Raw genomic sequence first — 21,998 nt, 5'->3', positions numbered from 1 at the left:
TTAAAGACTACCGACCACAGTCGCGACCGCACGGCCGGTCCGTGCAGATCACTCCGTGTCGTCCTCGCTGTCGGCGTTCGCCAACCGTTCGCGCTTCTCCGCCGCCGTCTCCTCGACGTCGCTCGCGGTCTCTTTGGCGGCCTCGACCTCTTCGGTGACCGATTCGGCGGTCTCCTTGGCGTCGCTGGTCTTGTCTTTTGCTTCCGTCGTCTTGTCTTTGGCCTCGGTCGCCTTCTCCGCGGCGTCCTCGTCGCCGGTCGCTGTCGCGGTCTGTTCGACCTCGTCAGCAGTCTGTTCGACGTCCTCGGCCGCCTCGTCGACGGTCGTTGCGGCGTCCTCGACCGAACCAGCAGTCGTCTCCAGTTCCTCTGCGGTCTGTTCTAGTTGCTCTGCGGCCTGTTCGAGTTCGGCCGCTTTGGTGGCGACGTCCTCGTTGGTCCGTTCGAGGACGTTCGCCATGACGAGAAACTGGAGGAGGCCGACGACGACGAACGCCGAGATAGCGATGCTCGCGGCGGTCGCGAGCATCAACGTCGTACCGTCCGAAAGCGGCACGAGACCGAACGCGGCCAGCCCCCACGCGAGCGACAGACCGACGGCGACGACCAGTACCGCCTGTGCGAACACCCGATACTGATCCTCGTACTGCCCGAACATGATGGCTTCGAGACGACGCGCTATCGGAGAGAGGACCGGAATCGAAGTGGTCATAGTTATCTATTCACACGGCATCGTATAAAAGTAATCCGGCGACAGACCAGCACCGCCGCCGACCCGCCACGGGGCGGACCGACACGCTTTCGCCCGCCGACGCCCGAGCCTCGGCCATGTTTCCCGAGTTCGAGGTCGTTCCGGCCGTCGACATGCAGGACGGGCAGGTCGTACAACTGGTGGGCGGCGAGCGTGGCACCGAGAAGACGTACGGCGACCCCGTCGAGGCGGCCGAGCGCTGGGTCGAGGCCGGCGCCCGAACGCTCCACCTCGTGGACCTAGACGGCGCGTTCGAGGGCGAACGCGAGAACGCCGACGCCATCGACGCGGTCCTCTCGGCCGTCGGCGACGACGTCGACGTGCAACTGGGTGGGGGCATCCGCACGGCCGAAGACGCCGTCTCGTTGCTGGACCGCGGCGTCGATCGGGTCATCCTCGGCACCGCCGCCGTCGAGAACCCGGACATCGTCGCCGAAATCAGCGAGTCCCATCCCGAAAGCGTCCTCGTCAGCCTCGACGCGAAAGACGGCGAAGTCGTCGTCTCGGGGTGGACGGAGGGGACCGGACTGGACCCCGCCGAGGCCGCACAGCGGTACGAAGAACTGGGTGCCGGCGGCGTCCTCTTCACCGACGTCGACGTCGAGGGCCAACTGGAGGGCGTACGCACGGACCCCGTCCGCCGCATCGTCGAGGCCGTCGAGATGCCCGTCGTCGCGAGCGGCGGCGTCGCCACCGTCGAGGACGTACTGGCCCTCGAAGCGGCCGGGGCGGCCGCCGTCGTCGTCGGCAGCGCGCTCTACGAGGGCGCGTTCACCCTCGAAGCGGCGATGGACGCCGTCGCCGAGCGAGCCTAACGCCGCGCTTTTCCGAGGGCCGCTCCCGTCGGTCCCATCCGCACAGCCCACACCACCCCCGCCTGCTCGCGGTTCCTACCAGTCACCGCTGCGCTTCTCCGAGGGCCGCGACCGTCGGTCCCATCCGCACAGCCCACACCATCCGCGCCTGCTCGCGGTTCCTGCCAGTCACCGCTGCGCTTCTCCGAGGGCCGCGACCGTCGGTCCCATCCGCACAGCCCACACCACCCCGCCTGCTCGCGGTTCCTGCCAGTCACCGCTGCGCTTCTCCGAGGGCCGCGACCGTCGGGCGCGGCCCTCGCTAGCCCTCATACAGCGTCACCGACCGGGCGCCGTACCCCTCGTAGAACGGCCCGATACCGCCGTCGGTGTTGCCCGCGGCGATGCGACCGTCCGAGGTCTCGAAGACGATGCTGTTCTCCATCGGGAAGTCGTTCGTCGGGTCGCCGACGAGGTTCTGGCGCACCGCGACGACCGGGACCCGCTCGTAGCGGCGTTCGGTCCCGGCCTCGACGTCTTCGAGCGTGACGTCGGCCAGCAACTCCCGGCCTGCCGCCCGGTGGAGCGCAGCGTTGGTCGCCGCCGTCCGGAGGTGACCGTAGGTGGCCGGAAGCGGGTCGGGGTCGGTGACGTAGTGGTCCTCGCCCATCGGCCAGAAGTTGGCGACGGCGTTGCCGAAGAAGCCGCTCCAGACCTCTCGCTGGGCGAACGCAAGCGCGTACTCCTCGCCGTGTCGACCCGAGAGGATGCCGTGCGCCCCGAACAGCCCCGTCGTGTCGTCGACGAGGACGTGGACCGGCGGCGCGGCGTCCCACGTCCTGACGACGTCGGTACACGCGCTCCAGTCCACGTCTAGCGTCTCAGCCGAGAGGGGCGCGACGGCGAGCAGATAGACGAAGACGCCGCGGTCCCGGGCCTCGGCGAGGGCATCGTCGAGGTGGGAAACCTCCGGGGCTGGGAGGACGAGGAACGCCTCCCGGTCGGCGGCGGCGAGGTACTGCGTGGCCCGCTTTCGGACCGTCGACCGGGAGTGGACGACTTCGAGCGCCGGGCCGTCGTCGGCCGGCGCAGTGTACAGCGTCTCGACGCTCTCGCGCACCTCGTCGAGGCGGGAGGCGAGCGAGCCCAGCGCCTCTTCGGGCGGTCGGGCCCGGAGGACCGTCGGACTGGCCGTCTCGTCGATAGTGACCAGTCCGCGCTCGGTGAGCGATCCAGCGATTTCGTAGACGTAGCCCTGGGAGACGTCCGCGGCCGCCGACACCTCGCCAGTCGTCGCCTCGCCGACCCGCAGCACCGCCAGATACGCCGCTATCTCCTTCTCCGAGAGTCCGAACGTCGCGAGATGCTCGCGCAGCGCCTCCGCAGACATGGTAGAGCGTTATTCTACTACATACAAAATATTTTTCCCATAGGGCGCTCAGACCAGAGTATGGGCGAGACGGCCACCGCCACAGCGGCCGAGACGGACCACGAGAGCGACACCGAGCGGACGAGCCGACGGTGGTGGACAGTCGTCGCGTTCGCGTACATGGCGCTAGAGGGCGCTGGCCTGCAGATGCGCGGGGCGGTCATCCCGGCCTTACAACAGCAGTTCGGCGCGCCGGAGTGGCAACTCGGACTGGTCGCGCCGGCCGGCACCGTCGGCTTTCTCGTGGTGGTGATGCTCGTCGGCGCGGTCGGCGGCCGGTTCGACACCCGACGCCTGCTCTTGCTCGCGGTCGTCGGCACCGGCGCCGGCATCCTCGTGATGGGCGTCGCTCCCTCGTTCCTGTTCTTTCTCGCGGCGCTGTTCGGTCGGGGGATGTTCACCGGCGTCGGCCGCGGGAGCGCCCGCCCGCTCTTGAGCCACCTCTACCCCAGCCAGCGGGGGCGGCTGTTCGGCTACTACGACATGATGTGGGCCGTCGGCGCGACCATCGGCCCGCTGCTCGTAGCCGGGGCGCTCCTCGCGGGCGACTGGCGCTACGCCTACTTCGCGCTCGCCGTGGCGTTCGTTCCGCTCCTCCTGCTGGTCCACTCGCTGCCGACGCCCGCGGTCGGCGGCGGCGACGACCCGATGGACCTGGCCGCGGTCCGGCGTCTCGTCCGCCGGCCCGAAGTGCTGGCGATGGCCGCCGGCGTCTTCCTCGTCTCCGGGTTCGAGGGCGGTATCTTCACGTGGCTGACCACCTACGCACAGAGTCACCTCTCCGACACGCTGGCGACGGCGTCGCTGTCGGTGCTGCTCGCCGCGTACGTCCCCGGTCGGTTCGTCTCCGGACGCCTCTCGGAGCGGTTCGGTTACCTCCGCCTGAGCGCCGGTCTCGTCGCGCTCTCGGTTCCGACGTTCTGGTATACGTTCTTCGTCGCCGATGGGTACGGCCTCCTCGCGGGCGTCTTCACCTTCGGTCTGTTGCTCTCGGGCTTGTACCCGACGCTGGTCGCCTACGGCGTCGACGGCATGCCGGAACACAGCACCCCGGTCAACTCGACGGCCGCCGTCACGTCCTCGGCGGGATTCGCCGCCGTCCCCGCCATCATGGGCTTCGTCATCAGCGGCTCGGACGTCGTCCAGGCGATGCGCCTCCTGTTGCTGCCGCTGTGTGCGCTCCTCGCCCTCCTCCTCGTGGCGTGGTACACGACCGGGCGCGTACAGGAGCCCTGACGGCGACGAACCAGCCACTGTCTGCCGGTTGGAGAACTGTCGCGTGGGACCGAACGGGGCCGGTCGCTGGGCGTTCGAAACGACGCGAGCACCGGACCGAGGCGCGAAGGACACACAGCGAGTTGCGGTAGCCCAGCGGCCGGGGGCTTTCCGGGTGTGCGCGACAGCAGTGCCGACCCCGAGCGGAGCACCAGCGACACCGAGCGGACGCAATTCCCATATAGACGGCCCGTCAGAGGCAACGTATGAGCGACCGCACCGCGGCCGTCACCCGCGAGACAGCCGAGACGGACATCGAGGTGACGCTCGATATCGACGGCGACGGCGACTCGACCGTCGACACCGGTATCGGCTTCTTCGACCACATGCTCGATTCCTTCTCGACGCACGGCCTCTTTGACCTGACCGTCGACTGCGACGGCGACCTCGACGTCGACGACCACCACACCGTCGAGGACGTGGCCATCACGCTGGGGCAGGCCTTCGAGGAAGCGCTGGGCGAGAAGCGCGGTATCACCCGCTTTGCCGACCGGAAGGTGCCGCTGGACGAGGCCGTCGCCAGCGTCGTCGTGGACGTCTCGGGACGGCCGTACTACAGTTTCGACGGCGAGTTCTCCCAGAGCGAGGTCGGTGAGATGACCAGCCACATGGCGAAACACTTCGGGCGCTCGCTTTCGACCAACGCCGGTCTCACGCTGCACTGCGGCGTCGACGGCGAGAACGCCCACCACGAGATAGAGGCGCTGTTCAAGGGACTGGCGCGGGCGCTGGACGACGCCACCCGCATCGACGAGCGACGGAGCGACGTCGCGAGTACGAAGGGCGAACTGTAGCGCCGATGTTCGACGAGATAATGGCGAAGTTCGAGGACTCGCCGGGCCAGCAGGCGGTCATCCGCCTCCTGCTGGAGCGGGGGTTCTCGGTCAACGAGGAGGGCCGGGTCGTCTCGGGGGGCATCGAGATTCCGAACACCGGCATCGCCCGCGAGGCCGGCGTCGACCGCCGGGTCGTGAACGCGACGACGGACGCCATCTTAGAGGACGAGGAGTTGCGCCGCATCTTCCGCAACATCTCTTCGGTCCCGAGTCTGCTCGATTTGGCACCGGTGCTGGACCTCACCGCCATCACCGTCTCCGTGCGGTCGGCCGAGGAGTCGGGCATCGTCTCGACGGTCACGGGCGCCATCGCCGACCGGGACATCTCCATCCGGCAGGTCCTCTCCGAGGACCCGGAGTTCACGGACGAACCGCGCCTGTACGTCATCACCGACGAGGCGTTGCCGGGGGACCTCATCAACGAGATTCGGGCGATGCCGTTCGTCCGGACCATCGAACTGGCCTGAGTCCTTTTCACTTCGCGGCCCGACCGGGCCGTATGCGCTATCCCGTCACGGTCACCGTCGAGACGCCCGACGGCGAGGTCCGCGAGGTCAGCGCCGAGACCGGGACCGTCCTCCGGGACGCCCTCCTCGACGCCGGAATCAGCCCGCACGGTCGCTACGCCCGTCGTCTCAACTGCGGCGGTCGCGGCCTCTGTGCGACCTGTGGGGTCCGACTGGCCGAGACCGCCGACCCCGACCACTGGCACGACGACCTCGCCGACCGCTTTGGCTACCCGCGACTGTCCTGTCAGCTACGAGTCCGGGACGGGATGCGGGTGCAGGTACTCGACAAGCGCGTGTGGGGCGGGCGCGAGACCGGCGGCGGGTCCGGCGAAGGATAAGGGCTATTCGCCCGCCGGGAGTACCGACCGGCGTGGCAGAGAGCTATCTGACCGTCGCGGAACGGGCGGAGGCCCGCTTCGAGGTGCAGGGCTCGGAGTTCATCGGTCACGTCGCCCCCGTCGAGACCGTCGACGAGGCGGAAGCGTTCGTCGAGGAAATCTACGAGACGTACGCCGACGCCACCCACAACGTGCCGGCCTACCGCGTTCGGGCCTCCCCGTTTCGGGAGTACGCGAGCGACGACGGCGAACCGAGCGGCAGTGCGGGCAAACCGGCGCTGAACGTCCTCCAGCAACAGGAGTTAGAGAACGTCGTCGCCGTCGTCACTCGCTACTACGGCGGGACGAATCTGGGGGTCGGTGGGTTGGCCCGGGCGTACGGTCGGGCGGTCAAAGAGGGCGTCGACGCCGCGGGCGTCGTCGAGTCGGTCCCCCACGAGCGCTTTACCGTCACCGTCGAGTACGACGACTCCGGGAGCGTCCGGGGACTGCTCGAATCCGCCGACGTGGAGTTCGAGGCCGACTACGAGGCCGAGGTGCGCTTTGCCGTCCGCGTCCCGACGGCGGAGGGGGCGGCCCTCAGAGACCGCATCCGTAGTGCGACCAGCGGCCGAGCGAGTATCGACGCGAGCGACCCCGAATGACGGTTCGACAGCCGACGACACCAGCGAGCACCTGACCCGTCATGCGTGCGTCAGACACCGTTTCGTGTGGAAGTAAATTCAATAGCTGTCTGTCGTTTTCCAACTGAAGTGAAGGGGTTCGACAGCCGACGAAAACGTCGAAGGGGCTCGGGACGTCACGGCTGTTGTGGCATCCCGCTTATACCGGTTTCGGGTCGCGCTTAGTCCGTACGGAACGCGCGGTCGCCGGCGTCGCCGAGTCCGGGGACGATGAAGCCGTCGTCGTCGAGTTCGTCGTCGATTGCGACGGTCAGGAGGTCCACGTCGGGGAACGCCTCGGCGACGCGGACGACGCCCGGCGGGGCCGACACCGCCGAGAGGACGATGAGTCGCTCCGGGTCGGGCCCGTTGCTCGTGATGTGGTCGAGGACCGTACACATCGTCGACCCGGTGGCCAGCATCGGGTCGGCGACGATGACGGTGTCGTCCTCGCTGATGTCGGGCATCTTCTCGTACTCGACGGAGATGGGGAACTCGCCGTCCTCGTTCATCCCCGCTGACTCGTCGCGACTCGCGGAGATGACGCCCTGTCGGGCACGCGGGAACGCCTTGAGCAGGCCCTCGACGAACGGCGTCGCGGCCCGGAGGACGTTGACGATGACGACGTCGTCGAGTCCTTTCACGCGTTCGCCCATCGTCGTCGTCAGCGGCGTCTGGATCTCCGTGTACTCGGTCTCCATCCGACCGTCGATGATCTCGTAGCCGCAGATGCGGCCCAGTCGGACCAGTCCTTTGCGGAACTCGACCTGTTCGGTCTCGACGTCGCGCAGTCGCGACAGTTCGTCCTTCGCGAGGGCGTGCGTGACGAGCGAGGCGTCGCCGCGCTCTTCGATAGTCATACCGGCCCGTCGGTGCGCGCCGATTAAACTGTGACGACATTCGAGTGGCCGCGTCGCGGCGGCCCACCGTCAGTTCACGCCGGTTCCGCCCCGGCGGCCGACTCCGCGACGGCCTCCCCGCGCCGGCGGTTCTCCAGCATGAGCGCGACGAACAACACGAGACCGACCGCCCGGAGGCCGATGTCGACGGCCAGTGACACCTCGCCACCGCCGACACCGACGCCGATCAGCCCCAGCAGATCGTACAGCCCGGAGACTGCCAGTCCGGGCGCCATCAGGAGGAGGGAACTGACCGCGAAGGCCCCCCGCTGGCTGCGAGAGACCGGGGCCGAGACGTAGCCGATGACCGTCGCCGCCAGCGCGACGACGCCGATGAACACCCCGGCGACGGGGATGAACACCTCGAAGATGGCGAAGCCGGGATCCAAAAAGTCCGTCAGCTGGACCACGCGGTACTGCTCGCCGAGGGGGAGTTCGTCGGCGTTGGCCTTCCGTCGCAGGAGGACGATGCCGGGTGCGAGGACGAACGCGAACGGGACGATGGCCTTGTTCAGCGACAGCGAGAACGCCTCGATTCCCGTCTGGAAGGCGTCGGATTTCGCCACCCCCGAGGCCGCGTAGGCGGCGACGGCCACCGGTGGCGTGATGTCCGCGATGACGCCGAAATAGAGGATGAACAGGTGTGCGGCCAGTTCCGGAACGCCAAACCCCACCAGCGCCGGCGCGAGCAGCGAGACGAGGATGATGTACGTCACGGTGGTCGGCATCCCCATTCCGAGGATGATGGAGGCGACGGCAGTGACCAGAAGCAGGAGGACCAGCGACCCGCCGGCGACGGCGCGGATGAGCGCCACCAGATTCGGCCCGAGACCGGAGACGCTGATGACGCCGGGGATGATGCCCGCCGCGGCGACGGCGATGACGACAGGCACCGCCGTCCGAGCGCCGCTCTCCATCGACTTCCCGAGGAAGACGGTGAGTCGGTAGACCCCGTTACTCGCCAGTTCGGACCGGCCGAGAGCGTCGGCCGTCGTCTGGGCGGCGTCGTCGACGGCGTCGTCGAACGAGAGGATGGGCGAGTCGAGAGCGGGGCGCGTCGCCAGCGTCAGGACGCCCGCGACGATCGCCATTCCGCCGAGGCCGCCGACGGTGGCCGCAAACGCCGCCTGTGCCGACTGGCCGCCGGTACCGTCACCGAGCAGCGCACCGAGGAATCCGACGCCCGCGAGCAGTTGCGCGACGAAGTTGGCGACGAACAGGGCGCCGAAGATAGCGACGAGTCGTCCCCGCGTCTCGTCGCTGTACGCCGCCACGAGGGCGACGAGCGCCCCGATGGCGATGAGCGTGAACCACGCCGACCGGGCGACCGAGAGCCGTTCGATGATGAGGTAGTACAGCAGGAGGCCGATGGGGACGAGGTAGAACCACCCGGTCGTGAGGTGCTGGCGGATGTCAACCAGTTCGGAGGGGTCCAAACCGCCGATGTTGCGCTTTGTCGCCTCGAAGTGGACCATCACCCAGATGCCGAAGAAGAAGACGATGGCCGGGATGGTGGCGGCGATGATGACGTCGCGGAACGGGGTCACCGTGTACTGGACGATGAGGAACGCGGCAGCGCCCATCACCGGCGGGAGAATCTGCCCGCCGGACGACGCCGAGGCCTCGACGCCGCCGGCGAACTCGGGGCGGTAGCCAGACCGCTTCATCAGCGGAATCGTGAACGCGCCCGTCGTGACGGTGTTGGCGATAGAGGACCCGGAGATGGTCCCCATGAACCCGCTGGCCAGAATCGAGGCCTTCGCTGGGCCGCCCCGCCGGGTCCCCGTCGCGCCGTACGCGAGGTCGATGAACCACTGGCCGGCCCCGGACATCTCCAGAAACGCCCCAAAGAGGATGAAGATGTAGATGAACTGCACCGAGACGGTCACCGGGATGCCGAACACGCCGTTTTCCGTGTTGTACCAGAGGTTCTGAATGATGGAGTCCCACGCCAGCGGCGGGATAGAGAGGACGCCCACGTACGCCGTGTTCTGCGGGATGAGAAAGCCAAAGCGGGCGTAGACGACGAACGCCGCGACGATGACCATCAGGTAGAGGCTGATGGCCCGCCGGGTGGCTTCGAGCACAAGCAAGACGCCGACGACGCCCAACACGAACGCGTAGGAGGTGTCCGCGAGCGGCCCGAGCAGTCCCGCAATCGGTTCGAGGAACGTGAACACTCCCTGAATGGGTCGGCCGGACTCCAGTCCGAGCGCGCGCATCCGCTGTATCTCCTGGAAGTCGGTGATGAAGTACGCCGCCGCCAGCACCGAGATGCCCATCAGCACCACGTCGAGCGGCGTCACGCGGTCGAAGTCGGGGTCGACGAACACCCACGCGAGCGCCCCGCCGACGGCGCGAACCGCGCGGACCACGGGGTGGTCGGCCCCGAGTCGGTCGTCCAGCCACGCCGTCAGCGTCACGCACCGGCGCGTTACCGGCCCATCTCCGGTCGACGTGGGGTACAGCAGGAAGGTGAGTACGAGTCCGAACGCGACGTGGACGGCGTTTATCTGGAGCAACTGCAGGGCCGCGAACTGAACCGTGCCGAGACCCGGCAGGTCGACGGAGAGGACGAATCCCTTCGCTGCCAGCCACATCTGAAACACCGAAAAGGTGATGCCGACGATGGCGACGACAACCGCCGCAGCGCCCTGCAACGACCGCTTGCGCTCTATCTCCTGAAGGACTTCGTCGACCTCCTCGTCGGTGACGGCGGCGTCCTCGGGCGAGTCCACTGTGTCGTCTCCGGGTGGTGTCGTGGTCATGTATCGAGTGAATCCGTAGCGGCCGCGAGCGCCGACCGCCGGGTGAGGTGGAGGGTCACGGAGCGCTCGTCGCTCAGTGCGACCAGATCGTAGGTCCGGTCGCCGACGTGGAGGCGGTGACCTGCAACGGCACCGGGTGCGACGGTGAATCGCGTGTAGGCCCCCGGTGGGTCGTAGACGAGCGTCCCGTTCTCCCGGGTGACGTTCGCGCCGCTGGGCAGCCCCCAGCCGTACGATTCGAACTCCATCCGGGTCATGACGAGTCGGTCGCCTCTGACGGTGTAGCCGTCGTAGACGCGGGTCTTCTCGACGCTGTGGGTGTATTCGAGCGCCACCGTCGTCCCGTTCTCGACGGGGGCCGTCAGGTACGGCTCTCCGTTCTCGGCGTCCTCGACGACGAGGACCCGCTGGGTCGGTACCGCCACGGCCGTCCCGAGTGCGAGCAACGCGACGAACGCGAGTGCGACGGCGACGCGCCGAGTCATGTCGTGGGCGTCCGGCGAGCGTGGGTAGCAGGCGATGCTGGCACCACGGGTCGGGTCAGGCGTCGAAGTACGCCGCCGCCCCGGGGTGGAGTTCGATTGACATGCCGTCCTGGGCCGATTCCTTGCTGATGAAGTCCGTCTTGATGGTGAGTTGGTCGACGTTGTCGAAGATAGCCGCCGTCACGGTCTCCACCGTCGATTCGGACAGTTCCCTGCGGGTGGCAATCATCGCCTGCACGGCGACCGTCTGGACGTCGTTCCCGACACCGGTGTACGTGCCACCGGGAATGGTGTCGTCGGCGAACCACGACGCCGCCTCCTTGACGGCCTGTCGGTTCTGGCCCCGGATGGGGACGATGACGAGGTCGTTCGTGTTCGCTAAGTCCTCGATGGCGCCGACGGGCCACCCGCCGACGACGAACGCCGCGTCGATGTCGCCGTTCCGTAACTGGTCGGCCGCCTGCGAGAAGGAGGCGTTCTGCTCGGTGAAGTTCGAGATACCCACGGCCTCCAGAATCTGGAGGGCGTTGACCTGCGTGCCCGACCCGAGGTCACCGGTGTTGATCGTCTTCCCGGAGAGATCCGACAGTTGCGTGATGCCGGTGTTGGCCAGCGTGACGACGGTGATGGTCTCGGGGTACAGCGTCGCGACCCCCGTCAGGTTCTGGACGGCATTGCCCTTGAACGCGTCAATGCCGGTCCCGTTCTTCGCGAAGGAGGCGATGTCGTTCTGGATGAGCGCGAAGTCGGCGTCCCCGCTGGCGAGGTTGCCGACGTTCTCGACGCTTGCGCCCGTCGACTGGACGTTCAGCGTGAACTCGGTGTTTGCCTCGACGATGGTCTTGAACTCGTTCGAGAGCGGGAAGTACGTCCCACCGGTCCCGCCGGCGTGCCAGGAAAGGCGCGTCTCCGTCTGTCCACCGCCATCGCCGCCGTCCCCGGTGGTCTCGGTCTCGCCATCACCGCCGTCGCCCATGGCGGTAGTCTCGGTTTCGGCCCCGCCATCACCGCCATCGCCGCCGTCGCCGCCGTCGCCGCCACAGCCTGCGAGGGCGACGACACCTGTCAGTCCGGCCGCTCGAACGAAGCGCCGTCGGGTGGATTTCCGCGTAGGGTCTTCTGACATACGTCCATTGAAACTCCCCTGCTACGCACTAAGATATACACAGGTTACAGCGCCCCTTCCGGAGGAAAAAGCAGGTCTCCGCGGGCGCGACGGGACGGCCGAAAACCGAGCGAGGAAATGGGTAGCGTACTCGGGTTAGGCCGGGCTTTCGACGCCCAGTTCCTCGAGTAGCGTCCGAGCGGCCGCCGCCGAGGAGGGCGGGCCACGGGCGGTGATAAGGTCGCCGTCGACGGTGACGCTCGTGTCGGCGTCGAGTTCGGCGTCCCACTCGGCGCCGACGGCTTTGACCTCGTCCTCGACCCAGTAGGGGAGTTTGCGACCGTCGGGCATCAGGTCGTCCTCGTCGACGATGCCCTCCTCCCACGCGTTCGGGAACCCGGTGACCGACCGGCCCGCCGCGAGGAATCCACCGTCGCTGTCGCGGGTGAACGCGAGGATACCGACGGCGTGGCAGACGACCAGCGCTTTCTCACTGTCGCTCTCGACGGCGTCGCGCAGGAGTCGGCGCGCGTCGCTGTCCTGATTGACGTCCCACGCGGTCCCGTGGCCGCCGGGGAAGACGACGGCGTCGTAATCGGCGGCGTCGGTCCGAGCGATGGGCGTCGGGTCGTTGAGTCGCTCGTCGGTTTCGTGGACCTCCATGACGTGCGCTGCGGTCTCCTCGCCGACCTCCTCGGGATCGACCGAGCGCTCGTCGACGACCGGTTTCTCGCCCGACGGCGTGGCAACGGTGACGTCGACGCCGGCATCTGTCAGCGTCGTCAGCGGTTCGATACACTCCTCGCCCCAGTAGCCGTGCTCGCTGACTACGAATAGTGCGGATGGCATCACGACATGGTACACGGTCAATCCTGATAAGTGGCCGCCGGCCACCGGGGCGGAAACGCTTAACCGGCCGGAGCGACAAGACGTTTCAAGCACGGTACCAGACCGTCCGCACCACGAACTCGTTCTACAATGGCAGATATCGAAGAGAGCGTCTCCGGATTCAAGACACAGGGTGGTTGGGTCGACGTGGTCGAACACGGCGAGCGAATCACGCAAGCACTGAAAGACCTCGTCGACGACGAGACCGCAGAGGTAGACGACGGCGCCCTCTCGGAGTTCGACGAGTGGCGCCCGAAGAGCCACGAGCGACTCGACGAGGACGTCAACGAGAAGACCGCAGAGCAGGCGAGCGTCGACGAAGGGAAGGGAGAGCAGGCGGGCAAGAACCCCGACGAGGACCTCCAGACGGCCGGCGAGAAGTTGAGCGAGTCCTACGAGAACTTAGACGAACCCGACGAAGCCATCGACAAGTGGGGCGAGTCCGTCGACTACGTCGCGCGTGCGGCCGACTCCGCCGGCCGGAAAGCGCTCCGGAAGGTCGAGGACGCCGTCTACCGCAACGTGATGACACAGATAGCGCCGTACTACTTCGACAACGAACTCGTCAGCGCGAACCTCCGGCGCATCGGCGACGAGGACCGCCCCGAGTACGTCTTCGAAGTCAACGTCAACGACGACGACCTGAAGATGCGCGTCTCGAACCGACTGGCCGACTACGACCAATCGGTCGACCGCTGGCACGTCGACACCGAGAAGGTGACCGAGGCCGTCGAGGCCGCCGAGGGCGTCGAGGCGACGGAACCGGGTGAAGAGACCGATGCGAAGACGAACTGAGGCGACGTTCGTGTCGCCGACCGCGTCTTCCAGCATCGCCGACGCGAAGACGAACTGAGGCGACGTTCGTGTCGCCGACTCGGCGGCGGGTGTGACACGGCCAGCGGTTGTTTCAGCGTCTGAAACAGCACCACTCCATTTATTTTTATACGGCGCATAGCGAAACAGAAGGTTCCCATGTCGTACGCTAGCCCTCACAGCGGACCAAACAGCAGTCGTGCGGTGTCCCCCGTCGTCGGCGTCATCCTCATGGCGGCCATCGTCGTCGTCCTCGCGGCGGTGGTCGCGTCGCTCGCGGTCGGGTTCGAGGGCGAACTCCAAGAACCCGCCCCCAGCGGCGGGTTCGACCGCGAGTACGCGCCCTCGGGCGAGGGGAACACGGACAACCGACCGTACGTCGTCATCACGCACGAGGTCGGCCGGACCGTCGACGCCGACAACGTGCTGATCAAGGACGACGCGGGCAACAGCATCTACTGGGACGACGTGTGGACCGGCGGGCCGAAGGTCCACGCCGGGGAGTACGTCCACATCGACGGGTTCGCGAGCGACGCCGTCCTCGAACCCATCTGTGAGGGTCGGACGTACTGGATCATTCTGCAGAACGAGGACGGCGACTCGCTGGTCGTGAACAAGTGGACGGCGTCGACGCCACCGCGGATCCCCACCTCCTCACCGCTCGACAGTAACGACAACCACGTTCCGGACCACTGTCCGAACGACTAACGTCGGCGTGCGAGAAGCGCCGCGACCACCAGTGCGAGGAGCGTGACCACTGGACCGAAACCGATACCGTTCGCACCGGTCTGCCGGTCCCCGGTCGTCACAGCCCCCGTCGAGGAGTCGGTGGTCCGTACCGCCGCAGTCGGCGTGTTTGGCGTCCGTGTCACCGCTGTCGGTGACTCGGTCACCGTGGCCGTCGACGTCGACCGCCCGTCGACCGCGCTCTCTGGCCCCGCGAACGACACGTTCGGAACCGGCGTCGAGACGCTCTCGACCGTCGCCGTCCACGCTTGTACCGGGTGTCCGCTCAGGCGGTACGCCGGGTCGGTTACCGGCCCGTCGAATCGTCCGTCGTCGTCGCCGTCGCGATGGGCGACGACGAGGACGTGATCGTCGACAGTACGCGGCAACTCGAAGTCGTCCATCTCGGTAGCCGTCCCGACGGGGTGGAACGCGTCCCGCGTCTCGTCGTACTCGTAGGCGACGAGGAACCCGCCTTTCGGGAGTGATACGTCGTCGAGGTAGACGGTGGTCGTGGTCTCGCCTCGGTAGCCGGGGTGGGCGTCCCACCATATCGACGGCGGGTCCCCCGCCCCGCTCCGGTACTGGCGGTGGAACACGGTCAGGTCGTACAGGCCGGGCGACGAGAGGGACCGCGTGTCGAGCGTCGTCTGGAACGTGCCGTTCGCGTGGACAGTCGCAGTCGCCCGCCGCGAGACGGTCGGGTCCTGTCGTGAGACGAGCGAGATCCCGAACCGCGACCCCGGCATGATTGCCGTCCGTCCGGAGATCGTGGTCCAGTTACCGGCCTGCACGTCGACTGTCTCGGCACGGACGCCGTCGACACTGAGCGACGCGTCCGCCACCTCGAACGACTGTTCGGCCTCGACGTCCCGGTTCGCTATCACCGACGTCTCCTCGATTTCGAGGTCGAGAGTCTGCTCGGCGGCGAGCACCCCTTCGAGGCGAGCGGTGTCGAGGAGGAGATAGAGGGTCCCGTTGCCGGCGTCGACGAGGGCCCGAACAGACCCCCGTTCGGTCGCACTCTCGCGGAGCAAGATGCCGCCACAGGGACCGAATATCTCTAGCTCGATGTCGTCCGCGCGGAGCGAGAGTACTCGGTCGGTCGTCGTACCGTTGGCGGCGGCTACCGCGCCGACAATGCTCGGCGCGTCGATGCGGAGCACGGCCGTCTCGCCCTCGGTGACCGTCGGAATCGAATGCGACTCGGTCCCCGACCGGAGGAGGCCAGACCGGTTGGCCGCACGAACGTCGGCGACCGTGGCCGACTCGAACACCTGCGGCGCCGCGCGTTGGACGGTGATACCGCCGATCTCCGGCGTCGTCACCCGGAGCGAGCGCTCGGCGACCGCGGTCCCCGTCTGCGTCGCACGGACGGCGTAGTCACCGGGCTGGAGCGGCGCACGTGACCAGTTTGTGACCGTCACCGTATCATTACCACGGACACGATAGGTGTCGGCGTCCGTGCCTGCGTGCGCGGCGAGGTACGTGTTCACGACGAGGACGACCTGCCCGTCGCCGTCGTCCCGAATCGCCAGTGCTGTCGAGTCGGTCCGATCCGCCCCGACCGAAACCGAGACGTTCGCGCCGGCCGGCACCGACAGCGGGACCGCGGCGACGTCACCGAGGGGGACGCGACGGTCGTCGGTCTCGTTTACGACCGGGACCGACGCGGGCGGTGTGGCGCCACGGCGAGCGGTCGGCGTCTCCATCACAGATGGCTGTACACACCGCGTGCCGTAGCGTGACGTGTCGACCGACGGTGCCGACCGCTCGTCGCTCTGTGCGTATGCTGGCCCCGCGAAGAGCGTCGTCACGAGCAGGACCGACACGCCGAGTACGAGCAGTCGCTCGGCTGTGAGAGAGGATCGCGTGGAGGGCATCGACGGGTGTTCGACCGGGTGTCAATTAACCGTTCTCACCGACACGGCACCCCATAGTATGGCGACACCGGCCTGCTCGGGAACTATCCTCTGGGGCCGGCAGCGTCGTCGCGGACCACTGCTACCGTCCCGCGACGGGAGTCGTTCGAACGGTCGCATCGTCGAGACGAGAGGGTGCGTACGCACGGAAAGCGATGCACCCGGCCCCCATGTTGTTCGTTGTCATACCCCTTCACTTCGGGTGGAGATACGCGACGGCGCGAGCGGTAGCCTCATTGGGGGCAAAGGCAAACGCGGGTGTAGATGGTAGCGACGAATGTGCTGGTGACCCTCGTGGTCGCGTCGATGGCGAGTCTGTTCATGGCGTGGGCTATCGGTGCCGGGTCCTCTGGATCGACGCCGTTCGCGCCCGCCGTCGGGGCGAACGCGATTTCGGTGATGCGGGCCGGCTTCTTCGTCGGGATTCTCGGACTGGCCGGCGCGGTGTTACAGGGTGCAAACGTCACCGAGACGGTCGGGGGCGGCCTCGTCCTCTTCCCGGACGGCGGCGGTCTCTCCGCTATCGCCGCCATCGTCGCGTTGCTCACCGCCGCCGTCCTCGTGGCAATCGGCATCTTCACCGGCTACCCCATCGCGACGGCGTTTACCGTCACGGGCGCCGTCGTCGGCGTGGGGCTGGCGATGGGCGGCCAGCCGGCGACGGCGAAGTACGTCGAAATCGTCGCGCTGTGGGTCGCCACTCCGTTCGTCGGCGGCGGCATCGCCTTCGCCACGGCGTGGCTGCTTCGCCACGAGGCCGCGCCCGAGCGACTGCTCGTGCCCGTGCTGGGCGGTCTCGTGGCCGCGTTACTGGCAAACGTCCGGTTCGTGTTGCTGGCGCCCGGCGCCCAGCAGGCGTCGGTCGCTGGCGCCGCCGCCGAGACGCTGGGGACGCCGCCGCTCCCGACCGTCGTGGGCCTGACGCTGGTCGCGGCTGCCCTCGGCGGCGGCCTGCTCTACCGAGACGTGCGTGCCGACGCCGCAGCCGGGCAACGGCACTTCCTGCTGGTGCTGGGCGGCCTCGTGGCGTTCTCGGCAGGCGGGAGTCAGGTCGGTCTGGCGCTCGGCCCCTTGCTCCCGCTGCTGGGTGAGGGGCCGACGGCGGCCATCCCGATTACGGGGGTGCTCCTGTTCGGCGGCGTCGGCCTGCTAATCGGCTCCTGGACCGGCGCACCGCGGATGATAAAGGCGCTCTCACAGGACTACTCCTCGCTCGGGCCGCGTCGCTCCATCGCGGCGCTCATCCCGAGTTTCGTCATCGCGCAGGCCGCCGTCTTCTTCGGCATCCCCGTCTCGTTCAACGAGATTATCGTCTCGGCTATCGTCGGGTCGGGCGCGGCCGCCGGCGGCGGCGAGGTGAGTCGCGAGAAGATGGCCAAGACGGTGTTGGCGTGGGTCGGGTCGCTCGTGCTGGCGTTCGGTGTGAGCTACGGCGTGTTCGTCGGCGTCACCGCGCTGTTCTGAGTTACTCCGGCTGGGCTTCCTCGGTGTTGCCGTCGACGTCTGTGTCGGCCGCCCCCTCGTCGAGGCGGACGACGCGGGCCTTCATGATGCGCGTGTTCTCGACCTGTTCGACGCGAATCTCGACGCCGTCGTAGGTGATGGTCTCGCCCTCCTCGACGAGGCGGCCGGCACGGTTGAAGATGAAGCCGGCGATGGTCTCGAACTCCTCGCCCTCCGGGAGGTCCAGTTCCAGCGCCTCGTTGACCTCCTCGATGTTGACCTCGCCTTTGACCGTCACCGTGTCGTCGTCGACGTACTCGATGGGCTCTTCTTCCTCGCCTTCGAGGATCTCGCCGACGATCTCCTCGGTGAGGTCCTCCATCGTGACCAGGCCTTCGGTGGTCCCGAACTCGTCGATGACGATGACCATGTGCATCCGTTCGGCCCGCATCTCGGTCAGCAGGTCGTCGACGTTCTTCGATTCGGGGACGTGCAGCGTCGGTTCGATGAGGTCCTCCAGGACGATGTCCTCGGGGATGGCCTCGCTGTAGTTGAGGTCACGAACGAGGTCGCGGATGTGGACGACGCCGATGACGTTGTCCAGACTCCCCTCGTAGACCGGCAGGCGTGCGTGGCCGCTCTGGATACAGGTCTCTAGCGCCTCGCGCACCGAGTCGTCTTTCGCGACGGCGGTCATGTCGAGTCGTGGCGTCATGACCTCCTTGGCGATGGTGTCGTTGAACCGGAGGGTGCGCTGGAGCATCTCTCGTTCCTCCTCGTCGAGGACGCCTTCGCGTTCGCCCGTCTCGATGATGTCCTGAATCTCCTCGCGGGTGACGTAGGAGGTCTCGATGGCCGAGCGGCCGCCGGTGATCTTGTTGACGACGCGAGTCAGGTAGTCGAACAGCAGGATGAGCGGGAGCAGCGCCTTCTCGGCAACTTTCAGCGGGCGAGCGATGGTCAGCGCCCACGATTCCGTGTTCTCGACGGCGTAGCTCTTCGGGGCGCTCTCACCGAACAGGAGGACGATGGCGGTGATACCGAAGGTGGCGACCGCGACGGCCTGCCCCTGCGTGAGATACATCGCGAGCAGCCCCGTGGCGATGGAAGACATCGCGATGTTGACCATGTTGTTGCCGACGAGGATGGTCACCAACAGTCGGTGCGGGTCGGACTTGAGGTGTTTGAGCGTCTTCGATCCGGGAACGCCGTCCTCGACGAGCGCCTCCGTCCGGTGGGCGGGCAGCGAGAACATGGCGATCTCCGAGGACGAAAAGAACGCCGAGAGCAAGATGAGGAAGAAGATCGAAACGACGCCACCGACCAATACGGCACTCTGCGGAATTCCGATGCCGGCGACCTCGTAGGTCTGGAGCATCGTATCGGACAGCGCGAACGTCACAGGTGGGTCCAGGGCCATCGACGGTCGAAATTGTCAGTCCCGGGGATTAAGGCTTGTCATGGCCCACTCGCCGAAGCCCTTACCCGACTCTCCGGCATAGCAGCGCCATATGAGCGACCCCACCATCACGCTCTACCGGTTGCAGGCGTGCCCGTTCTGTGAACGCGTCGTACGGAAACTCCACGAACACGGGCTGGAGTATCGCTCGCGGTTCATCGAGCCGATGCACTCCGAACGGGACGTGGTCAAGCGCCTCTCGGGGAAACGGACGGTCCCCGCCATCGTCGACGAGAACACGGGCGTCACGATGAGCGAGAGCGCCAACATCGTCGAGTATCTGGAGCGGACGTACGGGGAGCGGCCACAAAGCGAGCGCGGGGAGGGGGGTGTCTAGATGGACCTCGACTTCGACGTCGTCGGCCTGGGCGAAGCCGACCACCCCGCGGAAGGCGAGAAAGCGCCGGAGTTCACCCGGCCGCTGGTCAACGACGAGTTCTGGGAGGACGTCGCCCTCTCGGAGCTGTGCGCCGAAAGCGAGGGGCCCGTCGTCCTCGTGTTCCACGCGATGGACGGCGCGTTCCCGGCGACGTACGTCTGGAACGAGATTCGCGACCGCGGGTGGCACGAGCAGGCCACCGTCGTCGGCCTCTCCATCTCGACGCCCTACGCCCACAAGGACCTGCTCGAAGAGCGCGACATCGAGGGCGACCATCGGCTCTATTCGGACCCGGCCAACGGCGTCGCCGAGCAGTACGGTATCGCCATGGACTTAGACGGGATGACGGGCCTCGCCGAACCGCGCCCGGCCGTGTTCGTCCTCGACTCGGATCGGACAATCGAGTACGCGTGGGTCGGCGAGGAGTGGCCCTCCTTCCCCGACTACGACGCAGTCGAAGCCCAGTTGTAACATGTCCGAGGAACCAGACGAGGACGATTTCGAGGCCGCAGCGGCGGCTATCCGCGACGGCGACCTCGTGGTGTACCCGACGGAGACGGTGTACGGGCTAGCCGCCGACGCGAGCGACTCCGGTGCCGTCGAGCGAGTGTTCGAGGCGAAGGGGCGGGCGCGGGACAAGCCCGTCTCTATGGCGGTGCCCGACGTGGACACCGCACTCGAGTACACCCGCCCGACCGAGCGCGAGGAACGGTTCATGCGCGAGTTCCTCCCCGGCCCCGTCACCGTCGTGGTCGCGCGCCGCGAGGCGGTGCCGGACGTGCTGACCGCTGGCGAGTCGCGGGTCGGGGTGCGCGTGCCGGACCACCCGGTCGCGCTGGCGTTGCTGGAGCGAGTGGCGCCGCTGACGGCGACCAGCGCGAACGTCTCTGGCAACCCCAGCGCCCGCACCGTCGAGGAGTTGGACGCGATTCGGGACGAGGCCGCCGTCGTCCTCGACGCGGGCGAGACGCCCGGCGGTACCGGATCGACCGTCGTGGACGTGTCGGCCGGGACCATTCACCGTCGAGGCGTCCGCGCCGACGCCGTCGAGACGTGGCTGGCCGAGCACTGACCTAGAGGAGCGAGCGGAGCGAGCGCGTCCGCACCCCGCAGTCCTCGCGGTACTCGCAGGGGCCACACTTCGCGTCATTGTCGGTCCGGGCGGGTGGTCCATCGATGCTCTGGGCCGTCCGAAGCGCCCGTCGGTAGATTCCCGTTCGCCGAGCGGTCAGTTCGACGTCCCGGACGATACCGTGGGCTGGGTACTCCGCGTACGCACGCTCGACGGGCCGTTCACAGCCCCACGAGAGCGCCTTCGCCGCCGCAACCAGTCGAACCGTCTGTGGCTCCCAGACGCCCTGTTCGGGCGGCTTCCCGGCGAAGACGAGCGACGGGACCGGGCCGGCGTCCGTTCGGACGAGTTTGTGCGCGACGCCGCGAGCGTCCGTCCCCGAGAGGTAGACGTCCCGGTCGGCGGGGTCGGCGAGTGCGTCCCAGTCGTCGAGACGGTCGCGAGCGGCACGGAGACGCTCCCGGACGGTGGTCGGGTCGACCTCGATAGGCGCGGTCAGCAGTGCGGCGTCGTCGGTCAGGAGTCGGTCGTAGTCGAACGCGAGGTCACGTATCGCGCCGACGCCCTCGGGGACGTCCGGCGGACCGTCGCGGCGGCGGTAGTAGAGCTTTCGCGGGCAGTAGGCCGCGGTTTCCAACTCACGGAAGGTGTGGTCGGCCATAGCCGCCGCTGGCCCCGTGTTCGGTCAAAAAGCTTCGCCGGCCTACATCGAGATGTCGGCGTCCGAGTCCAGCGAGTCGATGTCCTCGGTCGCCTCGTCGAGGCCGCTCTCGCGGACGGCGGCGGTCATCTGTGTCGCGAGGCCGGCGTCGGTGAGGACGTCCTCGAACTCGCTCTGGAAGCGGTGACTCACCTGACGACTGGCGGCCTGTGTCTCGACGATGCGGCGGTAGTGGGCGGCAGTGTCGGCGTCGACGGCGAACGTCTCGGCCAGTTCGTCCACCGTCGCGCCGTCGACGGCCTGCCGGCGGAACGCCGCCATGTCGAACTCGAAGTCGGCGTCGTCGGCCTCGCGCAGGAGGTGGAGATCGAGACGGGCCTCGAACACCGCCGACTCGCCGACGCCGAGGTCCGCCGCGATGTCGTCGTCCCCGTCACCGTCGTAGAAACCCCGGACGATCGATACCAGCGCGTCGTCGTCGAGGTCGGTGCGGAACGCATAGCGGTCCCGCATCCGGGCGACCACGTCCGCGAGTCGGTCCTCGACCGTCGACTCGTCGACGTCGGTCAGCGACCCGTGTGTGGCCTCTTGGGACTCCGTGACCGTCCCCTCCTCGGCGACGTCCATGAAGATGTCACGGAGTTCTTCGGTCTTCTCGTCCATCGGACCGGTACCTTCCACCGCCGAGGTATATAGTTGTTTGGTGGGCGACGGGATTCTGCCAGAAACTTTCAACCGTTTATAGATTCTCGGAGACGGCGGCGGTTCGTGCCAAGTTTCAAGTG

Annotated in this window: 23 protein-coding genes; 12 read left to right on the top strand and 11 right to left on the bottom strand. The window is 67.6% G+C overall.

What is annotated here, in order from left to right; genetic code table 11:
• Window positions 1-48: 48 nt before the first annotated feature.
• Window positions 49-711 (bottom strand): hypothetical protein, encoded by a 663-nt coding sequence (locus NDI85_RS14905; RefSeq protein ID WP_310916235.1) that lies wholly within the window; start codon window positions 709-711, stop codon window positions 49-51.
• Between the two features lie 116 nt (window positions 712-827).
• Here NDI85_RS14905 and hisA point away from each other — a divergent pair, with 116 nt between their 5' ends.
• Window positions 828-1,565 (top strand): 1-(5-phosphoribosyl)-5-[(5-phosphoribosylamino)methylideneamino]imidazole-4-carboxamide isomerase, encoded by a 738-nt coding sequence (hisA, locus tag NDI85_RS14900; protein ID WP_310916234.1) that lies wholly within the window; start codon window positions 828-830, stop codon window positions 1,563-1,565.
• Window positions 1,566-1,866: 301 nt separating this feature from the next.
• On the opposite strand, the gene NDI85_RS14895 is transcribed toward hisA, so the two are convergent.
• Complete coding sequence (locus tag NDI85_RS14895; protein WP_310916233.1) at window positions 1,867-2,934, bottom strand: TrmB family transcriptional regulator sugar-binding domain-containing protein; 1,068 nt, start codon at window positions 2,932-2,934, stop codon at window positions 1,867-1,869.
• A 60-nt stretch (window positions 2,935-2,994) separates the two neighbouring features.
• Here NDI85_RS14895 and NDI85_RS14890 point away from each other — a divergent pair, with 60 nt between their 5' ends.
• The 5 genes from NDI85_RS14890 to NDI85_RS14870 all read left to right on the top strand — a co-directional run bounded on the left by NDI85_RS14890 (window position 2,995) and on the right by NDI85_RS14870 (window position 6,575).
• On the top strand, window positions 2,995-4,209 hold the full coding sequence (locus tag NDI85_RS14890; protein ID WP_310916232.1) for an MFS transporter: 1,215 nt from the start codon (window positions 2,995-2,997) through the stop codon (window positions 4,207-4,209).
• A gap of 245 nt (window positions 4,210-4,454) precedes the next feature.
• Window positions 4,455-5,042, top strand: coding sequence for an imidazoleglycerol-phosphate dehydratase HisB (hisB, locus tag NDI85_RS14885; RefSeq protein WP_310916231.1), 588 nt, complete (start codon window positions 4,455-4,457; stop codon window positions 5,040-5,042).
• A 5-nt stretch (window positions 5,043-5,047) separates the two neighbouring features.
• Entirely contained in the window at window positions 5,048-5,551 is a 504-nt protein-coding gene (locus NDI85_RS14880; protein ID WP_189001967.1) for an amino acid-binding protein, read from the top strand.
• A gap of 32 nt (window positions 5,552-5,583) precedes the next feature.
• Window positions 5,584-5,931, top strand: coding sequence for a 2Fe-2S iron-sulfur cluster-binding protein (locus tag NDI85_RS14875; protein ID WP_310916230.1), 348 nt, complete (start codon window positions 5,584-5,586; stop codon window positions 5,929-5,931).
• 32 nt (window positions 5,932-5,963) lie between these two features.
• Window positions 5,964-6,575 (top strand): YigZ family protein, encoded by a 612-nt coding sequence (locus NDI85_RS14870; RefSeq protein WP_189001963.1) that lies wholly within the window; start codon window positions 5,964-5,966, stop codon window positions 6,573-6,575.
• 200 nt (window positions 6,576-6,775) lie between these two features.
• Here NDI85_RS14870 and upp read toward each other — a convergent pair whose 3' ends face one another.
• The 5 genes from upp to NDI85_RS14845 form a co-directional block, all read right to left on the bottom strand.
• Window positions 6,776-7,453: a uracil phosphoribosyltransferase gene (gene upp, locus NDI85_RS14865; RefSeq protein ID WP_166967530.1), complete on the bottom strand. Its 678-nt coding sequence runs from the start codon at window positions 7,451-7,453 to the stop codon at window positions 6,776-6,778.
• A 74-nt stretch (window positions 7,454-7,527) separates the two neighbouring features.
• Entirely contained in the window at window positions 7,528-10,260 is a 2,733-nt protein-coding gene (locus tag NDI85_RS14860) for a TRAP transporter fused permease subunit (protein WP_310916229.1), read from the bottom strand.
• The gene (locus tag NDI85_RS14855; RefSeq protein WP_310916228.1) at window positions 10,257-10,745 is read right to left on the bottom strand and encodes a DUF1850 domain-containing protein; all 489 of its coding nucleotides are present in this window, start codon (window positions 10,743-10,745) and stop codon (window positions 10,257-10,259) included. The genes NDI85_RS14860 and NDI85_RS14855 overlap by 4 nt, the downstream gene beginning before the upstream one ends.
• Before the next feature lie 55 nt (window positions 10,746-10,800).
• Window positions 10,801-11,871, bottom strand: a complete 1,071-nt coding sequence (locus tag NDI85_RS14850) for a TAXI family TRAP transporter solute-binding subunit (protein ID WP_189001957.1) — start codon at window positions 11,869-11,871, stop codon at window positions 10,801-10,803.
• Window positions 11,872-12,006: 135 nt separating this feature from the next.
• Window positions 12,007-12,699, bottom strand: coding sequence for a type 1 glutamine amidotransferase domain-containing protein (locus NDI85_RS14845; RefSeq protein ID WP_310916227.1), 693 nt, complete (start codon window positions 12,697-12,699; stop codon window positions 12,007-12,009).
• Between the two features lie 129 nt (window positions 12,700-12,828).
• On the opposite strand from NDI85_RS14845, the gene NDI85_RS14840 reads away from it, so the two are divergent.
• Window positions 12,829-13,533 (top strand): DUF5828 family protein, encoded by a 705-nt coding sequence (locus tag NDI85_RS14840; RefSeq protein WP_189001953.1) that lies wholly within the window; start codon window positions 12,829-12,831, stop codon window positions 13,531-13,533.
• Between the two features lie 177 nt (window positions 13,534-13,710).
• Complete coding sequence (locus NDI85_RS14835) at window positions 13,711-14,259, top strand: type IV pilin (protein WP_189001951.1); 549 nt, start codon at window positions 13,711-13,713, stop codon at window positions 14,257-14,259.
• On the opposite strand, the gene NDI85_RS14830 is transcribed toward NDI85_RS14835, so the two are convergent.
• Entirely contained in the window at window positions 14,256-16,160 is a 1,905-nt protein-coding gene (locus NDI85_RS14830; RefSeq protein WP_310916226.1) for a PGF-CTERM sorting domain-containing protein, read from the bottom strand. The two genes, NDI85_RS14835 and NDI85_RS14830, sit on opposite strands and share 4 nt — an antisense overlap.
• Before the next feature lie 303 nt (window positions 16,161-16,463).
• On the opposite strand from NDI85_RS14830, the gene NDI85_RS14825 reads away from it, so the two are divergent.
• Window positions 16,464-17,663 carry an inorganic phosphate transporter gene (locus NDI85_RS14825; RefSeq protein WP_189001950.1) on the top strand — a complete coding sequence of 400 codons (1,200 nt, stop codon included), beginning with the start codon at window positions 16,464-16,466 and terminating at the stop codon, window positions 17,661-17,663.
• A 1-nt stretch (window position 17,664) separates the two neighbouring features.
• Here NDI85_RS14825 and NDI85_RS14820 read toward each other — a convergent pair whose 3' ends face one another.
• Entirely contained in the window at window positions 17,665-19,062 is a 1,398-nt protein-coding gene (locus tag NDI85_RS14820; protein ID WP_310916225.1) for a hemolysin family protein, read from the bottom strand.
• A gap of 91 nt (window positions 19,063-19,153) precedes the next feature.
• Here NDI85_RS14820 and NDI85_RS14815 point away from each other — a divergent pair, with 91 nt between their 5' ends.
• Genes NDI85_RS14815 through NDI85_RS14805 form a run of 3 tightly spaced genes read left to right on the top strand, consistent with a single transcriptional unit; the run spans window position 19,154 to window position 20,552 of the window.
• Window positions 19,154-19,438 carry a glutathione S-transferase N-terminal domain-containing protein gene (locus tag NDI85_RS14815; protein ID WP_189001946.1) on the top strand — a complete coding sequence of 95 codons (285 nt, stop codon included), beginning with the start codon at window positions 19,154-19,156 and terminating at the stop codon, window positions 19,436-19,438.
• Window positions 19,439-19,951: a redoxin domain-containing protein gene (locus NDI85_RS14810; protein ID WP_189001944.1), complete on the top strand. Its 513-nt coding sequence runs from the start codon at window positions 19,439-19,441 to the stop codon at window positions 19,949-19,951. It abuts the gene before it with no gap.
• Between the two features lies 1 nt (window position 19,952).
• Window positions 19,953-20,552 (top strand): L-threonylcarbamoyladenylate synthase, encoded by a 600-nt coding sequence (locus tag NDI85_RS14805; RefSeq protein ID WP_310916224.1) that lies wholly within the window; start codon window positions 19,953-19,955, stop codon window positions 20,550-20,552.
• A 1-nt stretch (window position 20,553) separates the two neighbouring features.
• Here NDI85_RS14805 and NDI85_RS14800 read toward each other — a convergent pair whose 3' ends face one another.
• Together NDI85_RS14800 and NDI85_RS14795 are read right to left on the bottom strand one after the other, a co-directional pair.
• Window positions 20,554-21,213, bottom strand: a complete 660-nt coding sequence (locus tag NDI85_RS14800) for a hypothetical protein (protein ID WP_189001934.1) — start codon at window positions 21,211-21,213, stop codon at window positions 20,554-20,556.
• 42 nt (window positions 21,214-21,255) lie between these two features.
• A complete protein-coding gene (locus tag NDI85_RS14795) occupies window positions 21,256-21,876 on the bottom strand; it encodes a conditioned medium-induced protein 4 (protein WP_310916223.1) in 621 nt (206 codons plus the stop codon).
• Window positions 21,877-21,998: the final 122 nt, after the last annotated feature.

This window comes from Haloarcula sp. S1AR25-4 (assembly GCF_031624555.1).
GTDB classification, from domain to species: domain Archaea; phylum Halobacteriota; class Halobacteria; order Halobacteriales; family Haloarculaceae; genus Haloarcula; species Haloarcula pellucida.
Note: the sequence above shows the minus strand (reverse complement) of the source record. Positions and strands in the feature narration are given on the sequence as shown.